Origin of the sequence: Actinokineospora enzanensis DSM 44649 (assembly GCF_000374445.1) — a bacterium.
Lineage (GTDB): Bacteria > Actinomycetota > Actinomycetes > Mycobacteriales > Pseudonocardiaceae > Actinokineospora > Actinokineospora enzanensis.
The window spans coordinates 374,229-396,025 of record NZ_KB894405.1 but is presented as its reverse complement, the minus strand read 5'-3'; the positions used below and the strand labels follow the sequence as shown (position 1 = coordinate 396,025).

Below are 21,797 nucleotides of genomic sequence, written 5' to 3'. Positions count from 1 at the left end.
CGGTCGTCGGGCGACGGCGCTTGGTGGTCTTTCGCGGCAACGAAAGTTGCGGGTTCGCCGAAGAGTCCACTTTGGTTGCGCGGGTCGTGCACCGTCGGCCGTGTCGGATCGACCACGGGATCGGGTCGACTCGGCGTATGACAGCCAGCCTGAGCAGAATCCCGGCGTTCGCGCGGTTTCCGGTGTTCCTGATCGCGGGGGTGACCGGTGTTCTCCTGCTGCTCGCCAGCCGGAACTACGGGTACTCGTTCGACGAGGCCTACTTCATCATCGCGGGCCGCGATCACCCCGCGTGGGGCTATTTCGACCAGCCGCCGTTGCTGCCGGTGCTCGCGGCCCTGCTCGACGGCCTGGCACCCGGTTCGCTGGTGGTGCTGCGGCTGCCCGCGACGCTGGCGGCCGTCGGCGGGATCCTGGTGACCGCGCTCATCGCCCGTGAGCTGGGGGGACGGCGGGTCGCGCAGGGGGTCGCGGCCGGGGCGGCGGCGTTGTCGGCGATGACGGTGCTGTCGCACTACCTGGCGACGTCGTCGCTCGACCCGTTCTTCTGGACGCTGATCGTGTGGCTGCTCGTGCGCTGGACCCGGCTGCACGGGGAAGGTGCCGACGACGACCGCCTGCTGTTGTTCGCAGGCCTGGTCACGGCCGTGTCGTTGCAGACGAAGTTCCTCGTGCCCGCGCTGTGGGTGGCGGTCGCCATCGGGGCACTGGCGTTCGGGCCGAGGCGCCTGCTCGGTCGGCCGTGGCTGTGGGGCGGCTGGCTGATCGCGACGGCCGCGACGGTGCCGACACTGCTCTGGCAGAACGCGAACGGGTGGCCGTACCAGCGGATGACGGACGTGGTGGCGCGGGAGTTCCCGGGGACCGGCCAGTTCCTGTGGCAGGCGTTGACCGGGGCCGGGTTGGTGATCGGGGTGCCGCTGGCCGTGTTCGGGCTGGGGCGGTTGTTGATCGCGCGGTCGCTACAGCCCTATCGGTACCTGGGCGTGGCGTTCGTGTTGTTGGTCGTGGCGTTCCTGGTGATGTCCGGGCGGTCGTACTACGTGTTCGGGGTGTACGCGCTGCCGTTCGCGGCCGGGGCGGTGGGGTTGCAGGACCGGGAGTGGCATGTGTCCGCGAAGATCGTCGGCGCGGTGCTGTTGGTACCGTCGGTGTTGTTGACGCTGGTGGCGCTGCCGTTGTATCCGAAGTCGTGGGCGGAGCGGATCCCGGACAGCTCGCTGTTCCCGTTGACCGCGAAGGTGTTCGCGCACGCCGACGGAATGCTGCGGGAACTGTCGGACGCGGTCGTGACGGTGTATTGGTCTTTGCCTGCGGAGAAGCGGGAACACTTGACAGTGATGACCGACAGCTATGCCTTCGCCGCCGATATCCAGTTCGTGGGCTCGCAGCAGGCATTCCCGATCGTCTACAGCCCGCATCGGGGGTACTACTACTTCGGTCGTCCGGGTGACGAGTCCACCGATGTGCTGTTCGTGGGCGACCCGAGTCCGGAGCTGGTCGAGGCGTTCGAGCGGCGGGAGGAACTCGTTCCCGGACTGATGACCGTGTTCAGCGGCCGGAAGAAAAGCTGGGAGACGCTGTGGCCCATATTGCGGACTCAGTGAGCCTTCTCGCTGGTCGGCACGTAGGTCGGCAGCTCGGCAGCCACCTCGAAACCACCGTCGTCGGTGGGACCCGCGCGCAGGGTCCCACCGACGAGGTCGACGCGGTGGCCCAGGCTGGACAGGCCGAGCCCGGACCCGCTGCCCGCCAGGACCTCGTCCGGCGGGCGCGGGGCCGCGCTGTTGTGGACGCTGACCGTGACGCCGTCCGTCCGGTAGCTCAATCGGACCCGGACGCGCGCGCCTGGTGCGTGTTTACGCGTGTTGGTGAGCCCTTCCTGCACGATCCGGTGGACCGTGCGGGCGATGGTCGGTGACATCAGCGACCGCTCACCGTCCACATCCAGCTCGACCGGCATCCCGGCCGCCGTGGACTCCTCGGCGGGCGCGGCCGGATCGGGCACCGCGGGCTCCTGCCGGACGGCCGGGGCCCGCTCGTCGGACTCGCTGCTGAGCACGCCGACCAGGTCGCGCAGCTCGTCCAGGGCCGCCGTGCCCGCCGCCCGGATGTCCGCGGCGGCCCGGCGGACCGCGCCGGGATCGGCCGCGATGACGCCGAGCGTGCCCGCGTGCAGCACCATCAGGCTCAGCCCGTGGGTGAGCACGTCGTGCATCTCCGCGGCCAGCCTGCGGCGCTCCTCGAACCGGGCCCGCTCGGCCATCAGGTGCTGCTCGCGCTCCGCCCGCTCGGCCCGGTCGCGCAGGGACCGCACGAGCTGCTTGCGCGCCTCCAGGTAGAGCACGAACACGGCGGGCCCGGCCGTGCTGAGCACGGCGAACGGCGTGACCGCCCAGTTCGGCTCCCATGGCCTGCTGCCGATCAGCGCGAGTACCCCGATCAACGGGAACGACAGCCGCGGGGGCACGACCAGGACCAGGTGGATGGCGACCACCGGCGTGGCGCGGGGCAGGGTGAGCGGGCTGGCGGGCTCGACCGGCACGAACAAGCCGGGCGCGAACACGTCCGAGACCAGCGTGAGCACCGCGACGACGAGCGTGATCGCGCCGACCGTGCGGGGATATCGGGCGAGGAACACCAGGGAGATGTCGACCGAGAGCTGCAGCACGAGGTCCGCGCGCGGGCCCGCCCAGCCGGTGGTGGGCGGGCTGTTCAGGCAGATCGCCAGGTCGAGCGCGGCGAACGCGACCGCCAGGATGATCAGGGTGAGCCGGTGCCGTCGCCCGCCCGGCCAGTCCGGTCGGCCGGTGGCATCGAGCACGAAACCCACCCTAGCGCGGCCGGGAAAACACGGCGCCGTCCTGCGACGGAAGTCGATACCGGAGCGGAAATCGACAACTTTGGTTGTCTTCGTCGTCCGATCGCGGATAGCACGCCGCCTGCTACGGTTGAATCGGCCGATGAGTCGCTTCGGGGGAACGATGGCTCGGGGGGCAGTGATGACAGCCGAGCAGGGGACAGCCGAGGATCCGATCCGCGTCGTCCTCGTCGACGACGAGCCGATGGTGCTCGCCCACCTGCGCACCATCCTTGGCGACGCCGACGACCTGGAGATCGCGGGCACCGCCCAGGACGGCGCCGAGGCCATCGAACTGGCCGCCCGGCTGCGCCCCGACGTGATGCTGATCGACCTGCGCATGCCCGAGATCGACGGCCTCACCGCCATCCAACGCATCGCCGCCATGCCGAACGCCCCGGCCCTGGTCGCCCTGACCACGTTCGACACCGACAGTCATGTCCTCACCGCACTCCGGTCAGGAGCCTCGGGGTTCCTGCTTAAGTCCACGCCGCCTGAGGATCTCCTGAACCTCATCCGTGTTGCTGCTGACGGTCACACTGTTATGTCCCGTCAGGCCACTCGCCGCGTTCTGGGTGCTGCTGCGGGGGAGCAGCGGCGTACTCAGCAGGCCAAGTCTCGGCTTCGCGGACTGACTACTCGGGAGCTTGATCTGTTGGCTTGTCTGGGGGAAGGTTTGTCCAATGCCGCGATTGCTGGTCGGCTGCATTTGTCTGAGGCCACGGTGAAGAGTTATGTGTCGCGGATGCTTACCAAACTCGGGTACAGCAATCGGACGCAGGCCGGGTTGCTTGCGCGTGAGGCTGGGATCAGTTAGTAGCTCGGCTTCGCGGTGTGGGCTGCTTTGGGTAGTGGGGTGGGGGTGGACGGGTTTGGGGGGCTGGGCGGGGGGGACATTGGTGAATGGATACTCGGTTCGGGGTGTCACTCCTTTGTCGTAGAAGGACATCGGGCGAGGGGATTGTGCGGGATGGCGGGAACTCGTCCGGAAGGGTGGGGTTTCTTGAAGTGGGGGGTGTGACAGATATACCTTGGATGGCACGGCCTGGCCAGTCGTTCGACATCGTTGTCTCACGTCCACGTACGCGACCGAGGGGCTCACGCGATGACGCAAACCTTCTCGGCTATGCCCGTCGCGCCTCGGGGCGTGCCGCTGCTTGGGCATCTGCCTGCCTTTTTGCGTGATCCGCTCGCGTTTCTTCGGTCGCTGCCTGCGTATGGCGATGCCGTGCGTATTCGGTTGGGGACCTCGTCTGCGGTGGTGGTGTGTACTCCGGAACTGACCGACCGGGTGTTGCGTGATGACCGCGTGTTCGATAAGGGTGGGCCGTTCTGGGACCGGGCCAGGGAGTTCGCGGGGGATGGCGTGGCCACCTGTCCGCACCACCTGCACCGGCGGCAGCGCAGGCTTGTGCAGCCCGCGTTCCACTTCGCTCGGCTGCCCGGCTACGCCCGGACCATGGCCGCCGAGTTCACCGCGACGGCAGGCTCGTGGCGGGACGGGCAGGTGCTCGACGTGGTCGCGGAACTGCAGGCCCTCACCGCGCGAACCGTCGCCGTGACCATGTTCTCGGACGCGTTGCCCGCCGACGCGCAGCGGCAGATGCTCGACGATCTGAAGATCCTGTTCGCGGGCATGTACCGACGGATGACCCGACCACCCGCGCTGGATCTCCTGCCCACGCCCGGAAACCGTGCCTACGACCGGGCCTGCGCGCGGTTTCGGGAGACCCTGCACCGGGTCGTCCTGGCGAGCCGCGCGAACGACTCCGATCAGGGTGACCTGCTGTCGGCGCTGCTGTCCGCGCACGACCCCACGGGCGACGCGAGCGACGCGGAGTTGACCGACCAGCTGACCACGTTCTTCATCGCGGGCTCGGAAACCACCGCCAGCGCGCTGTCCTGGCTGCTGCACCTGCTCGCCGAACGTCCGGACCTGCAGGACCTCGCCCACGCCGAGTCGGCCGCCATCCTGGCCGCGGGCACCGCGCCCGACCGCGCCACCCCGGTCGCCCGCATGATCACCGAGGCGCTGCGCAAGTGGCCGCCCGTCTGGATGTTCACCCGTACCACCACGACCGACACCCGGATCGGCGACCACACGGTCCCGGCGGGCACGGCGATCATCATCAGCCCCTACCTGCTGCACCACCGCCCGGACCGCCACCCCGACCCGGAGCGCTTCGACCCGGACCGGTGGCTGCCCGAACGCGCCCCTCGGGTGGAGTACATCCCGTTCGGCAGCGGCGCCCGCAAGTGCCTCGGCAGCCAGTTCGCGGTCACGGAGATCGCCCTCGGCCTCGCCACCATCCTCACCCGCTGGCGGCTGACCCCGGTCGACCGGGTCCACGCACACGCGACCGCCACCCTGCACCCACGCCCACTCCACCTCACGGTCGTGGCCCGTTCGGACTCCCCGGTTCCGCTGTCCGGCCATCACTCCACACCGGCACCACCCGCGTGCGACTAATTGTCCTTTGTGGACTCACGAGTGATCACCCTGACGGTGGATTCCCGCTGTGCTTCCCCGAGTGCGATCGTGAGCCGCGACCACTTTCCCGGAGGGGGCGACAACCATGGGGTCCAACTCGTCCATAGTCAGACGCGGCGCGATGGCACTCGCAGGCGCGGCCGCACTGATGTGCGTCACCGCGCAGGCCGCGAGCGCGGACAACGCCACGCTCGGCGAGGGCTGCTACGGCGGCTGGTTCGCGTTCACGCTCCACGCCACCGGCGACATCCCGGCAGGCAGCAGCTGGACGTCGAGCTACTCGGCGGCCTCGTCGATCCCCGGCGACTACATGGTCAACAGCACGTCGGGCGCCATCACCGTCACCCAGGCCGGCCCGCACACCGCCCACCTGGTCAGCACCGCGACCATCTCGGCGGGCACCGTGGTGTACCTGCAGCCGACCGGCTACCCATTGACCACCAAGAGCTCGCTGAACCTGAACATCTCCGGTTATGGCGGCTCCGCACACGCCACCTTCCAGACCCAGGACGGCGAGAGCCCCAACTGCTGAACCAACCACACAGGCCCGGCCTGCTACGCGAAGCAGGCCCTCGACGGCGGCAATGTCGTCCACTCAGGACTGCTCACCGGGCGGCGGCGTAGGCCTCGGCCAAGCGTTGCATGACGGTCGGGCCGTCGCGGTCCGGGGTCGGGTGTCCGAGGTGGATGGCGCGGAGTTCGGCCATGAACTCCTCCCACAGGCCCGGGCCGCCCGACGCGAGCAGCTCCGCGCGTACCCGGAGCCGGTTCGTGGTGGGGCGGTGGCGGACACCCCAGTCGCCGAGTTGGGCGAGGATGGGGACGAGCTGGATGGATGCCTCGGTGAGGCTGTAGGCGGCGCGGCGGCCGGGGCCCGCGTCCTCGCGGGTGAGCAGGCCCGCGGCCACGAGTCGCTTGAGGCGGTCGGCCAGGATGTTGGAGGCGATGCCCTCCTCGGAGCCCGCGAGCAGCTCGCGGAAGTAGCGGCGGCTGCCGAACATCACGTCGCGGAGCACGAGCAGGCTCCAGCTGTCGCCGAACGCCTCGACCGCCGCGTTGATCGGGCACCCCGAACGTGCCTGCACCCGGCCCACCTCCCATCTGGTTGCAATCTACCACCGGTTGCCCTAGCGTGTGGCCACCACCGATTGCAAAACGCAAGCACCTGGGAGTCCGGCATGCACGACACCACACCACAGACGGCGGCGGGCAAGGTGCTCTGGCACTTCGCGATGTCCCTGGACGGCTTCGTCGCGGGCCCGAACCACGAGATGGACTGGATGACCGGCTACTCGTTCCGCCCCGGCCTGCACGAGGAGTACATCTCCACCACCGGCGCCGTCCTGGGCGGCCGCGACGGATGGGACGTGGTCGACGACGCCCGCCCCTACGGCGGCGCATGGCAGGGGCCGATCTTCGTGCTCACCCACCATCCGGAGGACGCCACCCCGGCCGCCGACGTCACGTTCCTGGACTGCGACCCCGCCGAGGCCGTGCGCATCGGGCTCGCCGCGGCGGCGGGCAAGAACCTGGAGGTCTTCTCCCCCACGATCGGCAGGCAGCTACTGGACCTGGGCCTGATCGACGAAATCGACCTGCACCTCGTCCCGGTGCTGCTCGGCGACGGCAAACGCCTCTACCACAACCCCGGCGGGACCCCGGTCCGCCTGCACCGCGTCGGCCCGGACGGCCCCACCTCGACGGTGAACGTCCGGTACCGGCCCGCCTGACTCAGAAGTCGTCGGCGCTGGTCAGCTCGCGCTCCAGGGCGTCGGCCTGGGTGACGAGCAGGGTGAGCGGCCGCACGAACTCCTCCCGCACCCCCGCCTCGGCCAGCGGCGCGGCATGCTTGAGCAGCGCGATCCCGTCGACCACGGCGACCCCACCGACCGGCGCGCCGCCCGCCTTCTCGGCCAGCACCCGCAGGTCGAGCTTGTCCGCCCAACCCACCGGCGAGGAGATCTCGACCCAGGCACCGTCCCCGTCGGCGACGTGGTGCACCGCGACCTGCTGGCTGCGCCCGTCCTCGGTCGCCAACCGGAACCGCAGCCACCCGTTGGCGTCGTCGAGCACCTCGTAGCGCGTACGCACGTAGTTGACGACGTCGGTCCAGCTCGCCACCACATCACCTCATCAGCCGCGATTCCCGGGCACAGCATCTCACACCGGCCCCGGGCATCGGCATGATCCCGCCCGCGGACCATGGTCCTGCCTGTTCGGGGTGCTCAATGGGGTGCACTCCGGGCAAAGGCGAGGCCTGCGCCGACAAAGCTGACGATCTCGTACTTCCTGGTCTCCGGAAACCCCCGGAGCTCACCCGATTCAGTGCGGCGAGCAACCGGCCCTGGTAGTTCGTACGTTGTCGACCGCATTCCGGGCTAGCATGCTAGCCTCGCCAGGGTGGGCGATGAGGACGTCAAGCAGTTCAACGTGTACCTGCCGGTCGGGCTGATCAAGCAGGTCAAGCACCACGCCATCGACACGGGGTCGTCGTTGTCGGCGTTGGTGGCCGAGGCGCTGCGGGTCTACCTCGCACATCCGCCATCCGAGCAAGCGCAGGCCGAGCAAGCGCGGGAAGCGTCCGGGGAGGACACCTGATATGAGTACCGAGGGCATCGAGGCCGTGTTTGTCGAGACCCACAACTGGGGCAGGGCCGCGCGGTTCTTCCAGTCGTTGGGTTTCACGCTGGAGTTCGAGACCGACCACGGCTCCGGCCAGTTCCGCAACGGTGACGGACCCTATGTGTTCGTGGCCGAGGTCCCGGCGGACCGCGAGCCGCGGAGTCGGATCGTGTTGAAGGCGCCGGATGTCTTCACGCCGGACGGCGACGTGGAGGTGGTGAGTCCGTTCGCGGAGACTCACTACGGCACGCGGGAGATGACCGTGCGCGATCCCGATGGTCGACTGTGGAGTCTCCAGGCTCCCGGTGGGGAATGACATGACGGGGCAACGGGTCCCGGACAACACGGCGGTGCGGGTCGCGCTCTGGCGGGCCATGCATGTGGAGGTCGACGCGCCGCCGCACGTGCTGGTGGACGAGGTCGGTCTGCGGTTGGTCGCCCCGGATGACGGGTGGCGGGAGCGTCCGGACATGGACCCGGTCGCCACCCGGGGTTTCCGCGCGGCCATGGTGTCGCGGGCGCGGTTCGTGGAGGACCTGGTGGCCGAGCAGGTCGGGCACGGGGTCGGGCAGTACGTGCTCCTGGGCGCGGGTCTGGACACGTTCGTCCAACGCCGACCCGAGACCGCGGAGCGCCTCCGGGTGTTCGAGATCGACCAGCCCGACACCCAGGCCTGGAAACGCGCGCGGCTGCTCGACCTCGGGCTGCCCGTGCCCGACCGGCTGCGGTGGGTGCCGGTCGACTTCGAGTCCGGCCAGTCCTGGTGGGACCGGCTGGTGGCGGCGGGCTTCGACCCGGCCCGGCCCGCCGTGGTGGCCGCCACCGGTGTCACTATGTACTTGTCAAAGGACACGACCGCGGCGGCGCTGCGCCGAGTCGCCGGGTTCGCCCCGGGCTCCACCCTCGCCATGACCTTCCTGCTCCCCGACGCCCTGGTCGACGCCGCCGACCGGGCCGGGCTCCAGCGCGCCGGGCAGGGCGCGCGGGCGGCCGGGACGCCGTTCGTCAGCTTCTACCGGCCCGACGAGATGCTGGACCTGGCCCGCGAAGCCGGGTTCGCGGAGGTCCGGCACGTCCCGGCGGCCACGCAGGCCGACCGCTACTTCTCCGGCCGCTCCGACGGTCTCCGCCCGTCGAGCGGCGAGGACTTCCTCCTGGCGTCCACCTGACGACGGATGTCCTCGGGGTAGTCGTCCAGCACGATGAACTCGGCGTCGGGGTCCGGTTCGGCGTCCCGCTGGTAGTCGAACTCGCCCGTGGCCCATTGTGCGTGCGTGATGACGTCGTCCTCGATGAAGACATCCCACTGTCCCGGATCACAGATCGGCGGCGGAGCGTAGGGACCGCCGCACCCCGGGCAGTCCCCGCCCAACCCGAGCGTGACCACGAGGCGGTGACCGGGCTTGCCCCGGTCGTACCCCGAGCCCCAGCGCAGCCGGTCGCCGATCCGGAACTCGTCGAGGTGACAGCCGCCGAAGTAGAACTGCACGCCCTGTTCGCTCGTCGTGTGGCACTTCGGGCACTCGACCGGTCCCAGCTGCAGCATGCTGAACATCCCCATGGGGAGATGAAAGCATCGGCGGCCGCCGCGCCCGAACGATTTCCCGGCGGGACGTCCACGGTTGCCCGAGGACGCCGGGCGGCAGCGGGAGCCAGGTCCGGCTCCGCGACCTCGGCGTCGATCGCGGTGCTTGCGGTATTGGCAAGTTTGTTTGCCGGTCGCGCGGCGGCCGGGTCACCATGGGCGTGGAGGTGATCCCGAGAATGACCACGAACCACACCACCGATCTCGACATCCTGGTGGTCGGCGGCGGGGCGGCCGGACTGTCCGCCGCCCTGCTGCTGGCCCGCGCGCGGCGTCGCGTCGCCGTCGTCGACGGCGGACGGCCGCGCAACGCGCCTGCCGCGCACATGCACGGGTTCCTGTCCCGGGACGGTGTCCCGCCCGCGCGGCTGCTGGCGGCCGGGCGCGTCGAGGTGACCGGATATGGCGCCGACGTGATCGACGCCGAAGTGGACACCCTGGCCCGGCGGGACGACGGGAGCTTCATCGCGCGGCTGGACAACGGCAGGACCCTGCGCTCGCGCAGCGTCCTGGTCGCCACCGGACTGCGTGACGAGCTGCCCGACATCCCCGGTGTGCGGGAGCGGTGGGGACGGGACGTGCTGCACTGCCCCTACTGCCATGGCCACGAGGTCCGGGACCGTCCGGTCGGCGTGCTCGGCACCGGTCCGGCCGCCGTCTTCCAGGCCCAGCTCGTGCGTCAGTGGTCCGCCGACACCGTGCTGTTCGCCCACACTCTCGACATCGCCACGACCGACCGGCGACGGCTCGACGCGCGCGGCATCGCGGTCGTCGAGGGTCTGGTGGCCGGGCTGGACATCCACGGGGACGCCCTGCGCGGGGTCACCCTCGCGACCGGCGAGATCGTGCCGCGCGAGGCCGTTTTCCTGCCGCCGCGCATGATCCCGCGCGACGCCCTGCTCACCGGGTTGGGGTGCGCGGTCGACGACGGGTGGGTGCGGGTCGATGGTGCCGGTCGGACCAGTGTCCCGGGTGTCGTGGCGGTCGGGAACGTGGTCGACCCGCGAATGCAGGTCCTCACGGCGGCCGGTATGGCGGCCGCGGCGGCGGGCATGCTCAACGCCGACCTGATCGAGCAGGACATCACCGACGCGATGGCCCACTCGGCTGACAGCGTCGAGTCCGGCGCGGTCAGCCACGCGGGCCAGGGAATCGGCCGCTGACGACAACGCACGGCGCGCCGGGGTCGAGTGTCTGAATAGGACATATGTGCTCGCGATGCCGGACAATACAAGTGCATCGCGCAGTACTCGGTGGTCATTTGACAGAGTGCGTGCCGGGTTCTTCGTCATGCGGCCAAAGTACGGCGAGGTGGGGCGACTCCGCGTCGCCGCACGGTCCGATCTCTTGTGGGCCGACTACTCCCCTGGTATTAGTACCTGGCTCCGATCACCTCGGCGTTCCGCAGGGCGGGGTTCCGAGGTGATGCCCGCGTTGTGCAGGTGCAGTGAGTCCAGGAGCCAGGTGTGGGCCTCGCCCAGTGAGGCCGGTTGGGCGGTGACCACGCGAACGTCGGTCCAGTAACGGCGCATGCGGGGTTCGCGGTCCACCTCGACGGAGGCAAGCAGTTCGCGGCGGAACTCGGGGGTGTCGCGGCGGTCGCGGACGGCGGCGTGGGTGGCGACGAACAGCTCCAGTTCGGGGCTGGGGCCGGGTGGCTCGCCCGCGACGACCTTGGGCAGGGCGGTGGCACAGGCGTCGCCGACGCCGTCGTGCAGTGCGACCTCGCTGGAGATCATGCGGCGGTTGGCGGCAGCGCTCTGCAGCAGGCGGACGGCCAGGGAACGGTCGCCTGCCAGGGCGACGAGTTCGGCATAGGCGACGACCTGGTCGGGGGTCGGGTCGGCGGGTGGGGGTGGGGCGCTGACGTCGAGGAACATCTCCAGTACCTGGCCCGTGATCGGGCTGGGGAAGCGGTCGCGCCAGAAGGTGACGAGGACGTCGTGCGCGGCGCGGCCGTCCTGGACGGCGGCGAGGAGTTCGAGGCGGGCGGCGCGGTCGGCGGGGCCTGCCTGTTCGACGGCGCGCAGGGACGCGCGGCGCCAGGCCATGGCGGCGAGTTCGACGTCCAGACCCGCGCGTTCGGCAGCCACGGCCTCGCCGAGGGAGCTTTCGCCGGTCAACACGGCGGTGATCGAGGAGAGGCCGAGGCCGAGCGAGCGCAGCCTGCGGACCAGGTCGAGCCGGGAAACGGCGTCCTGGCCGAAGCGGCGGTGGCCGCCGGTGCTGCGCAGCGGGGTGAGCACGCCCTCGTCGCAGTAGAAGCGGATCGTGCGCACCGGGACGCCCGTCAACCGCGCCAGGTCACCGATGCCCAGCGTGTCGCCGATCACAGTCACTCGAACCTCCACCCGACTGGAGCTCCTACGGTACGGGTGTCGAACCGGAGAGGAGCACCATTCATGGATGTCGATCAGCTCGCCACGACACTGCACGCGCAGACCGCCGCCATCGCCACCGTGCTAGCCGAAACCGACCTGGAGCGGCGAGTGCCGACCTGCCCGGAGTGGCGGGTGCGGGATCTGATCGGGCATGTCGGCCAGTCCCTGCGCTGGTCCGCGGGGATCGCGCGCACCGGGGAGGCGTCGCCCGTGCCGAGCGTCGCCACCGTGGAGCTGCCTGCCGCGTGGGCGGAGTGGCTGCGGGAGAGCGCCGAGGAGTTGGCCACGGCGGTGACGGCCGACCCGACGGCCCAGGTATGGACGTTCTTCGGACCACGGTCCGCATTGTTCTGGTTGCGGCGGATGGTGTCCGACGTGACGATCCACCACGCGGACGCAGCACTGGTGGACGGGGACGCGCCGGAGATCTCGGCGGAGTTGGCCGGGGAGGTCGTCACGGAGTGCCTGGAAATCTTCTCGGACCCGATCACGCCGTCGCTTCGCCCGGTCCTTCTTGAGTTGCGGGGAACAGGGCAGACGATTCTGTTCCGGACAATCGAAGGTGAGGGGTGGTTGGTCACCCGGGAGCCTGGGGAGATTCGGGTTGGTCGGACGTCGGAGGAGGGGGCCGATGTGGTGGTGACCGCGCGGAGTCATGACCTGGTGTGGTTGTTCTCGCGGCGGCTGACAGCGGATGACCCGCGTGTCACTGTCACGGGCGACCGCGCGTTGCTGGACCACTGGTTGGAGCGCACCGCGTTCTGACACGCCTGGCTCTTGGCGCCACACCGCTCCAGGTCGTGGCGCCTTCCACAGCTCCGCACACACACCGGATAACTCCGAGACCTCGGGGACCGGAACATCCACTATGGACTAGAAGGTCACGGGTGGCGGTACGGGTGGGTGAAAGCGTGCAGGGCCGTTTGGGCTGCGGGGGCGAGGATCTGTGTGTTGATCGGGGTTCCCGCCGGGTGCAGGAAGTGGTCGATGCCGTCCAGGGTCACCAGGCCGGGGCCGCTGACATGGGCCTTCCGCAGTGCGGTGACGAACGGGCCCGTCGTCTCGCAGGGGACCTGTACGTCGGCCGTGCCACAGGTGACCGTCACCCGGGTGCCCGCCCGGACCTGGCGGGCCACGTCCGGTGGGTAGATGTTGTCGTCGCTGCGGACGAACCGGGCGTTGACGGGGCCGAGGATGCTTTGCAGGAAAGCCGCGAGGGGCGGGATCAGGCCGGTGGTGTCGATGGGGCGGCCCGCTCGGAAATCCGTGATGGCGGTGGCCACGGCGGTCTTGTTGGCGGTGGCCTGGTCCTCGGTCAGCTGGCCAAGCTGGACCGCCGCGTCCAGTTGTTGGTCGAGTTGGAGGCGGACGAGGTCGAGCAGGCGCAGGTCCTGGGGTGCCAGGAGGGCCAGGCCGGATGGGCGGGGATGGGCCTGGCGGGCGACGAGCAGGGCCTGGAGGCCGCCCTCGCTGTGGCCGACGATCAGCAGCGAGTGCGGGTCCGTCTCGGGTTGGCGGCGGAGGGTGTCGTAGGCGGCCAGGGCCTGGCGGGTGAACGCGGGCAGATCGATGCGGCTCGGGTCGTCGCGGTATGCGCCGGGGCCGGTGGTGCCGGTGAAGTACTTGTCGAAGCGCAGGGTGAGTACGCCGTCCTGACCGAGTTGGTCCGCGATCAGGCGCAGGGTGTCGGGGGTGATGGTGGGCGGCTCGTTGCCATTGCGGTCGGTGGGACCGCTGCCGGGGATCAGCAGTGCGGCGGCGAGTCGGGCACCACGGCGGTGCGCGGGGACGTGGACGGTGCCATAGGCGGTGGTGCCGTCGACCACGAACCGGATCTCGCGGTCAGTGGCCGGTATCGAACCCGGCTCCGCGACCGCCGGTACCGCCGTGCCCGCCACGAGTGCCACAGCCACCGCGATCGCGCGCCAACGCATGATCCCTCCCCCGTCTCGGCCTGACGCCATTCTCCCGTCGGAAATCCTTACCGTGCAACAAAATCCGCCATCAGCGAAATCGGGATCAGTCCGCGCGCAGGTGGGCGACCAGGTCGTCCGGCAGTGGGTACGGACGTTCGACCGGCAGGAGCGCGCTCGCCTCGGCGGTGCGGCCCTCGTCCACCAGATCTCCCACCGCGTGCATGACCTCGGTGACGTCCGAGATCTCGGTGATCCATTCGTCGATGTAGCGGCGGACCGCGTCCCCGCGCAGTCCGATCTGGATCGAGCGGTGCGCCAGCGGCTGGTGGCGGAGGCCGCGTTCCGGATCCCATTGCACGCGGACCGGCGACGCTTTCACACTCGCGGACCACGTTTCGCGATCTCCGTGGACATCGGCGACAAAGTGGCTGAGGGCCGCGTGCGCGAGTGCCCAGTGGAATCCGTCGCGGGTGATGTCGATGGCCAGGACCTTTTCCTGATCCGGTTTGCGCGCGTACCCGCAGCGATAGGCCATCCATAGGAACGAAGGCTTGATCCAGGTCATGCGTTCACGTTTGAACGGCGGCACGAACGTCCCCGCGGCCAGCGCCGGTTCGGCGATCGACGGCGAATATGCCTGGTAGACGCGGATAGTGTCGTCGGTGTAGTGGGCGCGTACGGCACGCGCGGGCTGGTCTGTCGACGCCATGGCGACATGGTGCCGGATCGCGCTCGGACGGACACGGGAATTTCCCGCGGCGCGTGATCGACAATTCGCGTGGGCGCCGGTCGCTTTCGGGTCCCGAGTCCCATTCACACCCCCGACCGGGTGTGAGGTTCGCGGCATGGACAGCCCGCACAAGGTGTGCCTCAGATCGACATGACCAGCGGTCAACCAACGCTTTAGGCGCGGTCACTACACTCTGCCCGGTCAGGGTCAACTACACTCAGGGGTTCGGTCGCGTGTTCAGTCGCATCGCCATCGTCAACCGGGGTGAAGCCGCGATGCGGCTCATCCACGCCGTACGGGACCTCGCCGCGGAGAGCTCGACCAGGATCGAGACCGTGGCCCTCTACACCGACGTCGACCGGACCGCGACGTTCGTGCGCGAGGCCGACATCGCCTACGACCTGGGGCCCGCCGCCGCGCGCCCCTACCTCGACCTCAAGGTCCTGGAGCGGGCGCTGGTCGACACCGGCGCGGACGCCGCCTGGGTCGGCTGGGGCTTCGTCGCCGAGGACCCCGCGTTCGCCGAGCTGTGCGAGAAGGTGGGGGTCACCTTCATCGGGCCGAGCCCGGACGCCATGCGCAAGCTGGGCGACAAGATCGGCGCGAAGCTGATCGCCGAGGAGGTCGGGGTGCCGGTGGCGCCCTGGAGCCGGGGCGCGGTGGAGACGCTGGAGGACGCGACCAGGGCGGCCGCGGAGATCGGCTACCCGCTGATGCTGAAGGCGACCGCCGGTGGCGGCGGGCGCGGCATCCGGGTGGTGCGCAGCGACGCCGAGCTGGCCGACGCCTACGAGCGCACCAGCCAGGAGGCGGCGCGCGCGTTCGGCAGCGGCATCGTCTTCCTTGAACGGCTGGTCACCGGAGCCCGGCACGTCGAGGTGCAGGTCATCGCGGACGGCCAGGGCAACGCGTGGGCGCTGGGCGTGCGCGACTGCTCGGTGCAGCGGCGCAACCAGAAGATCATCGAGGAGTCGGCGTCGCCGGTGCTCGACGCCGACCAGACCAACGAGCTGAAGACCTCCGCCGAGCGGCTGGCCGTCGCGGTCGGCTACCGGGGCGCGGCCACCGTCGAGTTCCTCTACCACCCCGGCGACCGGCTGTTCGCCTTCCTTGAGGTCAACACCCGACTCCAGGTCGAGCACCCGATCACCGAGTCGACGACCGGGTTCGACCTGGTCAAGGCCCAGCTGCACGTCGCGTCCGGCGGCAGGCTGGACGGCGCGCCGCCCGCCGAGCGCGGCCACGCCATCGAGGCCCGGCTCAACGCCGAGGACCCGGACCGCGACTTCGCCCCCTCCCCCGGCCGGATCGTCCGGCTGGACCTGCCCGCCGGGCCGGGCATCCGGGTGGACACCGGGGTCAGCGAGGGCGACACCATCCCGGCCGACTTCGACTCGATGATCGCCAAGATCATCGCCTACGGCCGGGACCGCGCGGAGGCGCTGGGCAGGCTGCGCCGGGCCATGGCGCGCACCACCGTGGTCATCGAGGGCGGCGCGACCAACAAGAGCTTCGTGCTCGACCTGCTCGACCAGCCCGAGGTCATCGACGCCAGCGCGGACACCGGCTGGATCGACCGGGTCCGCGCCGATGGCAGGCTGATCTCGCACCGGCACTCCGCGGTGGCGCTGGCCGCCGCCGCCATCGAGGCGTACGAGGAAGAGGAGCGGGCCGAGCGGCAGCGGCTGCTGTCCACCGCGTTCGGCGGCCGACCCCAGGTACGGCACGAGAGCGGCCGCCCGCTGGACCTCAAGCTGCGCGGCGCGGGCTACCGGGTGCGCGTGGCCAGGGTCGGCGCGCACCGGTTCCGGGTCGGCATCGAGGCAGGCGAGGACGTGCGCACCGCCGACGTGGAGCTGGAGCGGTTCGACCGGCACACCGGCCGGATCACCGTCAACGGCAGCCGCTACCGGCTGCTCACCGGCACCCACGGCCCGATCCACCTGGTCGAGGTGGACGGGGTGACGCACCGGGTGAGCCGGGACGAGGGCGGCGTGGTCCGCTCCCCCGCGCCCGCGCTGGTGGTGGCCACGCCGGTCGAGGTGGGCGCCGAGGTCGAGGCGGGCGCGCCGGTGCTGGTGCTGGAGAGCATGAAGATGGAGACGGTGCTGCGCGCGCCGTTCAAGGCCCGGCTCAAGGAGTGCGCCGTGGCCGTGGGCAGCCAGGTGGAGACGGGCGCGGCGCTGCTGCGGCTGGAGCCGCTGGCCGACGACGCCGACGCCGACGACGCCCAGGACGAGGCCGTGGAGCTGGACCTGCCGGTCGCCCCGGCGGCGGCGCCAGCGCTGCAGCGGGTGGTGCGCGGCCGGGAGAACCTGCGCAGCCTGCTGCTCGGCTTCGACGTCGACCCGCACGACGAACGCCGGGTACTGGCCGACTACCTGGCCGCGCGCGCCGAGGTCACCGAGGACGGGCACCGGCCGGTCGCCGAGGAGCTGGACCTGGTGACGGTGTTCGCCGATCTGGCCGAGCTGAGCCGCAACAGGGCGACCGGCGAGGACGGCGGTGCCGGGCACGTGCACAGCCCGCGCGAGTACTTCCACACCTACCTGCAGAGTCTCGACGTGGAGCGGGCCGGGGTGTCGGAGCGGTTCCAGGCCCGGCTGGCGACCGCGCTTGGTCACTACGGGGTCACCGACCTGGAGCGCACGCCCGAGCTGGAAGCCGCGGTGTTCCGGATCTTCCTGGCCCAGCAGCGGGCGACCACCGACGCCGCGGTGGTGTCCACGCTGCTGCGCGCGTGGCTGCGGGAGGCACCGCCGGACGAGGCGCTGCGCGAGCCCGCCGGTCTGGCGCTGGAGCGGCTGGTGTCCGCGACCCAGGTCCGGTTCCCGGTGGTGGCCGACCTGGCGCGCGGTGTCGTGTTCGCCTGGTTCGCCCGGCCGCTGCTGCGCCGCAACCGGGCCCGCGTGTACGCGGACGTGCGCCGGAACCTGCGTTACCTGGACGCGAACCCGGCCGCCGCCGACCGCGGCGAGCGGATCGCCGAGATGGTCCGCAGCACCGAGCCGTTGGTGCGGCTGCTTGGCCAGCGACTGGATCGGGACGAGCTCGACAACACCGCGATGCTGGAGGTCCTGACCCGCCGGTACTACGGCAACAAGGGCCTCACCGACGTGCGTGCCCGCGAGGTGTCCGGCTGTACCTTCGTGGTCGCCGAGCGCGCGGGCTCCAGCCTGGTGTCCGCGGCGGTCGGTTTCGAGAAGCTGGGCGACGCGCTGCGCGGTCTGGCGGAGCTGGCCGCGGGTGACGACGCCATCGACGCGGACATCTACCTGGCCTGGGAAGGCCAGCCGGACGACTCGGACGCGATGGTCGCCGCGCTGCAGGACGTCGTCTCCGCGCACCCGCTGCCCGGTCAGGTCCGCAGGCTGACCACCACCATCGCGGGCAGCCGCGGCGCGGTCATGCACCACCACGTCACCTTCCGGCCGTTCAGCGTGGGGATGACAGAGGAGCGGCTGATCCGCGGCCTGCACCCGTACATCGCGCAGCGGATGCAGCTGGAGCGGCTCCGCAAGTTCGACCTGACCCGCCTGCCGTCCTCGGACGAGGAGGTCTACCTGTTCCGTTGCGTCGCGCGGGAGAACCCGTCCGATGAGCGGCTGGTGGCGTTCGCGCAGGTCCGCGACCTGGCGGCGCTGCGCGAGCACGACGGCAGGCTGGTGTCGCTGCCGACCGCCGAGGACGTCATCGCCACCTGCCTCGACTCGATCCGGCGCGCGCAGACGCTGCGGCCGTCGAAGAAGCGGTTCCCGACCAACCGGATCGTGGTCTACATCTGGCCGCCGAGCGACCTCACCCGCGCCGAGCTGGAGATGATCGCCAACCGGGTGCTGCCCACCACGGCGGGCGCGGGCCTGGAGGAGATCCAGTTCATCGCCCGGGAGCGGGACGCGGCCACCGGCGAGCTGACCAAGATCTCGGTCCTGGTCCGCTACGACGCCACCGGCGGCACCGAGCTCAGCGTCGGCGAGCCGACGAACGACCCGGTCGAGCCGCTGGACGACTACCGGCTGAAGGTGCTGCGCGCGAGCAGCCGCAACACCGTCTACCCGTACGAGCTGACCGGCCTGCTCGGCGACTTCGTCGAACACGACCTGGACGAGCACAACGCGCTCGTGCCGGTCGAGCGCCCGAAGGGCCGCAACAAGGCGGCGATGGTGGCCGGTGTGGTGACCACGCCGACCGAGCGGCACCCGCAGGGCGTGACCCGGGTGGTGCTGCTCGGCGACCCGACCAAGTCCCTCGGCGCGCTGTCCGAGCCGGAGTGCCTGCGCGTGATCGCCGCGCTGGACCTGGCCGAGCGCACCCGGGTGCCGGTCGAGTGGTACGCGCTGTCCTCCGGCGCCCGGATCTCGATGACCTCGGGCACCGAGAACATGGACTGGGTGGCGGCCGCGCTCAAGCGGATCGTCGAGTTCACCCAGGCGGGCGGCGAGATCAACATCGTGGTGGCGGGCATCAACGTCGGCGCGCAGCCGTACTGGAACGCCGAGGCCACCATGCTCATGCACACCAAGGGCGTGCTGGTGATGACGCCGGACTCGGCCATGGTGCTGACCGGCAAGCAGGCGCTGGACTTCTCCGGCGGCGTGTCGGCGGAGGACAACTTCGGCATCGGCGGCTACGACCGGGTCATGGGCCCGAACGGCCAGGCCCAGTACTGGGCGCCGAACCTGCCCGCCGCGCGGGACGTGCTGATGGCCCACTACGACCACACCTACGTGACGCCGGGCGAGTCGGCGCCGCGCCGGGCGGCCACCACCGACCCGACCGACCGGGACGTCTCGGACTTCCCGCACGCCATCCCGGACAGCGACTTCGCCACCGTCGGCGAGATCTTCTCGGCCGCGGCGAACCCGGACCGCAAGAAGCCGTTCGACATCCGCACGGTCATGCGCGCCCTGTCCGACCAGGACCACCCGGTGCTGGAGCGCTGGGCGGGCATGGCGGACGCGGAGACGACCGCGGTGCAGGACATCCACCTGGGCGGCATGCCGGTGTGCCTGATCGGCATCGAGTCCCGGGCGGTCCCGCGCCGCGGCTTCCCGCCCACCGACGGGCCGGACACCTACACCGCGGGCACGCTGTTCCCGCGGTCGTCGAAGAAGGCGGCGCGCGCGATCAACTCGGCCAGCGGCAACCGGCCCCTGGTGGTGCTGGCGAACCTGTCCGGCTTCGACGGCTCGCCGGAGTCGATGCGCAAGCTGCAGCTGGAGTACGGGGCCGAGATCGGCCGGGCGATCGTGAACTTCCATGGACCGATCGTTTTCTGCGTGATCTCGCGCTACCACGGCGGCGCGTTCGTGGTGTTCTCCAAGGCGTTGAACCCGAACATGACGGTGCTGGCGTTGGAGGGCTCGTTCGCGTCGGTCCTCGGCGGCGCCCCGGCGGCCGCGGCGGTGTTCGCCGGTGACGTGGCGGCCAGGACCGCGGCGGACCCGCGGATCGTGGGGCTGGAGGCCCGGGTGGCGGCGGCTCCCGGTGGTGACCGGGGGGCGTTGACGGCCGAGCTGGACGAGCTGCGGGTGTCCGTGCGCGCGGAGAAGCTGGGCGAGGTGGCCGCGGAGTTCGACAAGATCCACAACATTCAGCGGGCGGTCGAGGTCGGCTCGGTGGACGCGGTGATCCGGGCGGCCGAGCTGCGGCCGCGCATCATCGAGGCGATCGAGACCACGCAGGCCCGATTGGGCTGATCTCGTCAGGGTTATCGCACCGAGCCCCGTCGCGGAATTGTTCCGCGACGGGGCTCGGTGCATTCCGGGAATCGGGGTTACGTCAGCACGTGGGTGATCGGTACGACCCGGTCGCGGCCGTCGGCTTTCGCGGTGAGCAGGGCGTGGTCGGCGGCGGCCAGGACGTGCAACAGGTCGTCGCCGTGGTCCGGGAAGGTGGCGACGCCGATGGAGGTCGTGGTGGCGAGGGGTTCCGGTCCGCGATCACCGAGCACGGCGCCCGCCGGTATCTGCACCCGGAGATCTCGGATCACTCGGCACAATCGCTCGGCGACCTCGATGCCCTCGCGGTAGCCGGTGTCCGGCAGCAGCACGACGAACTCCTCGCCCCCGTATCGGCCGCAGAGGTCGATATCCGCGCGGACGCCCCGCGAGATCTCCCCCGCCACGGCGCGCAACACCTCGTCGGCCGCCACGTGCCCGTAGCGGTCGTTGAGCCGTTTGAAGTGGTCGAGGTCCAGCATCAGCAGGGTGGCGTTGTCGTTGGCGCGGATCTCCTGTTCGGCCTGGTTGTGCCAGGTTGCCGCGTTCAGCAGTCCGGTCTTCTGGTCGGTCGATGCCGCTCGTTCCAGTTCGCGCAGCAGGACGGCGCGGTGCGGGACGAAGATGGGCGGCAGCACCAACACCAGCACGAACGCGTTGGACACCAGCGCGATCGCGGTCAACGCGCCCATGCACAGGGTGGCCAGTTCCAACGCGTTCTCGCGGCGGCCGCCCACTGCGCAGGAGAGAGAACCGCCTGCGCGGAGCATGACCATCGCGGTGGCGGACAGGAGTGAGTTGATGGCGACGTAGGTCGCGATCGCGAGTACCGCGCCTGCCGGCTGCCACCAGCCGGTGGCGCCGACCAGGCCGGTGGCGCGGGCGACGAAGCCGGTGGCCACGCAGCACAATGCGGTGTTCGCGGCCGAGAAGACGGCGCGGTAGGGCTGGGGACGCTGGCTGCGTAGCCACAAGTGGGCGTACAACACGGCGACAACGGTCAGGGAGAGTGCGGGTGGCAACACGATCGCGCCCGCGAGTGTCCACACTGAACTCATGTTGACGTGCACACCTGCCGCGTAGCGCCTGCGCACGCGCTCCGCCCGGCGGCCGCACTCGGCGGCGGTCATGCCCAGCACGACCAGCGCGGCACAGCGGATCCAGGCCAGGCCGGGGCCGAGGTCTCCGCCTGCGATCTCGATCGCCAGCGCGGTCGTGGCGGTGGTGTCGACGGCCAGTAGGAACAGCAGGCCCGGTCGCGGCAGCTGCCAGAGGCGCCACGCGCTCGGTCGCGCCGCCCGTGGTCCGGCGATCCGCGACCTCGCGGGGACCGTTCGCCCGTCGAACACCAGCATTCCCCCTGACAAGCACCGACCAGTGCCGCTGACGGTAAGTCTCCGGATGGAGAGGAATCCGCGCAGTCGGGGAAGATCACCCTGCTGTACCAACGCGTGGCGCGCACCGTGCGGTCGGTGTGGCTGAACGCGTGCGG

Annotated in this window: 19 protein-coding genes; 11 read left to right on the top strand and 8 right to left on the bottom strand. The window is 70.6% G+C overall.

Annotated elements, in window-relative coordinates; translation table 11 throughout:
• Positions 1-137 precede the first annotated feature (137 nt).
• Positions 138-1,607, top strand: a complete 1,470-nt coding sequence (locus C503_RS0106370) for an ArnT family glycosyltransferase (protein ID WP_018681360.1) — start codon at positions 138-140, stop codon at positions 1,605-1,607.
• On the opposite strand, the gene C503_RS0106365 is transcribed toward C503_RS0106370, so the two are convergent.
• Positions 1,601-2,833: a sensor histidine kinase gene (locus C503_RS0106365; RefSeq protein WP_018681359.1), complete on the bottom strand. Its 1,233-nt coding sequence runs from the start codon at positions 2,831-2,833 to the stop codon at positions 1,601-1,603. The genes C503_RS0106370 and C503_RS0106365 overlap by 7 nt on opposite strands.
• Positions 2,834-3,002: 169 nt before the next feature.
• Here C503_RS0106365 and C503_RS0106360 point away from each other — a divergent pair, with 169 nt between their 5' ends.
• From C503_RS0106360 to C503_RS0106350, 3 genes are all read left to right on the top strand, one after another.
• A complete protein-coding gene (locus C503_RS0106360; protein WP_026316018.1) occupies positions 3,003-3,677 on the top strand; it encodes a response regulator in 675 nt (224 codons plus the stop codon).
• A 288-nt stretch (positions 3,678-3,965) separates the two neighbouring features.
• Positions 3,966-5,330: a cytochrome P450 gene (locus C503_RS0106355; RefSeq protein WP_051114755.1), complete on the top strand. Its 1,365-nt coding sequence runs from the start codon at positions 3,966-3,968 to the stop codon at positions 5,328-5,330.
• Positions 5,331-5,472: 142 nt separating this feature from the next.
• Positions 5,473-5,883 carry a hypothetical protein gene (locus C503_RS0106350; protein ID WP_018681356.1) on the top strand — a complete coding sequence of 137 codons (411 nt, stop codon included), beginning with the start codon at positions 5,473-5,475 and terminating at the stop codon, positions 5,881-5,883.
• A 73-nt stretch (positions 5,884-5,956) separates the two neighbouring features.
• On the opposite strand, the gene C503_RS0106345 is transcribed toward C503_RS0106350, so the two are convergent.
• A complete protein-coding gene (locus C503_RS0106345; RefSeq protein WP_018681355.1) occupies positions 5,957-6,436 on the bottom strand; it encodes a winged helix-turn-helix transcriptional regulator in 480 nt (159 codons plus the stop codon).
• 93 nt (positions 6,437-6,529) lie between these two features.
• On the opposite strand from C503_RS0106345, the gene C503_RS0106340 reads away from it, so the two are divergent.
• Positions 6,530-7,081 (top strand): dihydrofolate reductase family protein, encoded by a 552-nt coding sequence (locus C503_RS0106340; RefSeq protein WP_018681354.1) that lies wholly within the window; start codon positions 6,530-6,532, stop codon positions 7,079-7,081.
• A 1-nt stretch (position 7,082) separates the two neighbouring features.
• Here the strand turns inward: C503_RS0106340 and C503_RS0106335 are convergent, their stop codons facing one another.
• The gene (locus C503_RS0106335; protein ID WP_026316016.1) at positions 7,083-7,472 is read right to left on the bottom strand and encodes a hypothetical protein; all 390 of its coding nucleotides are present in this window, start codon (positions 7,470-7,472) and stop codon (positions 7,083-7,085) included.
• Positions 7,473-7,751: 279 nt separating this feature from the next.
• Between C503_RS0106335 and C503_RS0106330 the strand changes: the two genes are divergently transcribed.
• The 3 genes from C503_RS0106330 to C503_RS0106320 are packed head-to-tail and all read left to right on the top strand — an operon-like array spanning position 7,752 to position 9,142.
• A complete protein-coding gene (locus C503_RS0106330) occupies positions 7,752-7,949 on the top strand; it encodes a ribbon-helix-helix domain-containing protein (RefSeq protein ID WP_018681352.1) in 198 nt (65 codons plus the stop codon).
• 1 nt (position 7,950) lies between these two features.
• Positions 7,951-8,289: a glyoxalase/bleomycin resistance/dioxygenase family protein gene (locus C503_RS0106325; RefSeq protein WP_018681351.1), complete on the top strand. Its 339-nt coding sequence runs from the start codon at positions 7,951-7,953 to the stop codon at positions 8,287-8,289.
• 1 nt (position 8,290) lies between these two features.
• Entirely contained in the window at positions 8,291-9,142 is an 852-nt protein-coding gene (locus C503_RS0106320; RefSeq protein WP_018681350.1) for a class I SAM-dependent methyltransferase, read from the top strand.
• On the opposite strand, the gene C503_RS0106315 is transcribed toward C503_RS0106320, so the two are convergent.
• A complete protein-coding gene (locus tag C503_RS0106315; protein WP_156893011.1) occupies positions 9,073-9,519 on the bottom strand; it encodes a hypothetical protein in 447 nt (148 codons plus the stop codon). The genes C503_RS0106320 and C503_RS0106315 overlap by 70 nt on opposite strands.
• 218 nt (positions 9,520-9,737) lie before the next feature.
• On the opposite strand from C503_RS0106315, the gene C503_RS0106310 reads away from it, so the two are divergent.
• Complete coding sequence (locus C503_RS0106310) at positions 9,738-10,721, top strand: NAD(P)/FAD-dependent oxidoreductase (protein WP_018681348.1); 984 nt, start codon at positions 9,738-9,740, stop codon at positions 10,719-10,721.
• Positions 10,722-10,916: 195 nt separating this feature from the next.
• Here C503_RS0106310 and C503_RS0106305 read toward each other — a convergent pair whose 3' ends face one another.
• The gene (locus C503_RS0106305; RefSeq protein ID WP_018681347.1) at positions 10,917-11,897 is read right to left on the bottom strand and encodes a MerR family transcriptional regulator; all 981 of its coding nucleotides are present in this window, start codon (positions 11,895-11,897) and stop codon (positions 10,917-10,919) included.
• 63 nt (positions 11,898-11,960) lie between these two features.
• Between C503_RS0106305 and C503_RS0106300 the strand changes: the two genes are divergently transcribed.
• Positions 11,961-12,704, top strand: coding sequence for a maleylpyruvate isomerase family mycothiol-dependent enzyme (locus C503_RS0106300; RefSeq protein ID WP_018681346.1), 744 nt, complete (start codon positions 11,961-11,963; stop codon positions 12,702-12,704).
• Positions 12,705-12,820: 116 nt separating this feature from the next.
• Here C503_RS0106300 and C503_RS0106295 read toward each other — a convergent pair whose 3' ends face one another.
• Both C503_RS0106295 and C503_RS0106290 read right to left on the bottom strand, forming a co-directional pair.
• Positions 12,821-13,873, bottom strand: a complete 1,053-nt coding sequence (locus C503_RS0106295) for a dienelactone hydrolase family protein (RefSeq protein WP_018681345.1) — start codon at positions 13,871-13,873, stop codon at positions 12,821-12,823.
• An 85-nt stretch (positions 13,874-13,958) separates the two neighbouring features.
• Positions 13,959-14,564, bottom strand: a complete 606-nt coding sequence (locus C503_RS0106290) for a DUF4291 domain-containing protein (protein ID WP_018681344.1) — start codon at positions 14,562-14,564, stop codon at positions 13,959-13,961.
• A 254-nt stretch (positions 14,565-14,818) separates the two neighbouring features.
• Here C503_RS0106290 and C503_RS0106285 point away from each other — a divergent pair, with 254 nt between their 5' ends.
• Entirely contained in the window at positions 14,819-20,284 is a 5,466-nt protein-coding gene (locus C503_RS0106285) for an ATP-binding protein (RefSeq protein WP_018681343.1), read from the top strand.
• A 77-nt stretch (positions 20,285-20,361) separates the two neighbouring features.
• Here the strand turns inward: C503_RS0106285 and C503_RS0106280 are convergent, their stop codons facing one another.
• Positions 20,362-21,654 carry a GGDEF domain-containing protein gene (locus C503_RS0106280; protein ID WP_026316014.1) on the bottom strand — a complete coding sequence of 431 codons (1,293 nt, stop codon included), beginning with the start codon at positions 21,652-21,654 and terminating at the stop codon, positions 20,362-20,364.
• Positions 21,655-21,797 lie beyond the last annotated feature (143 nt).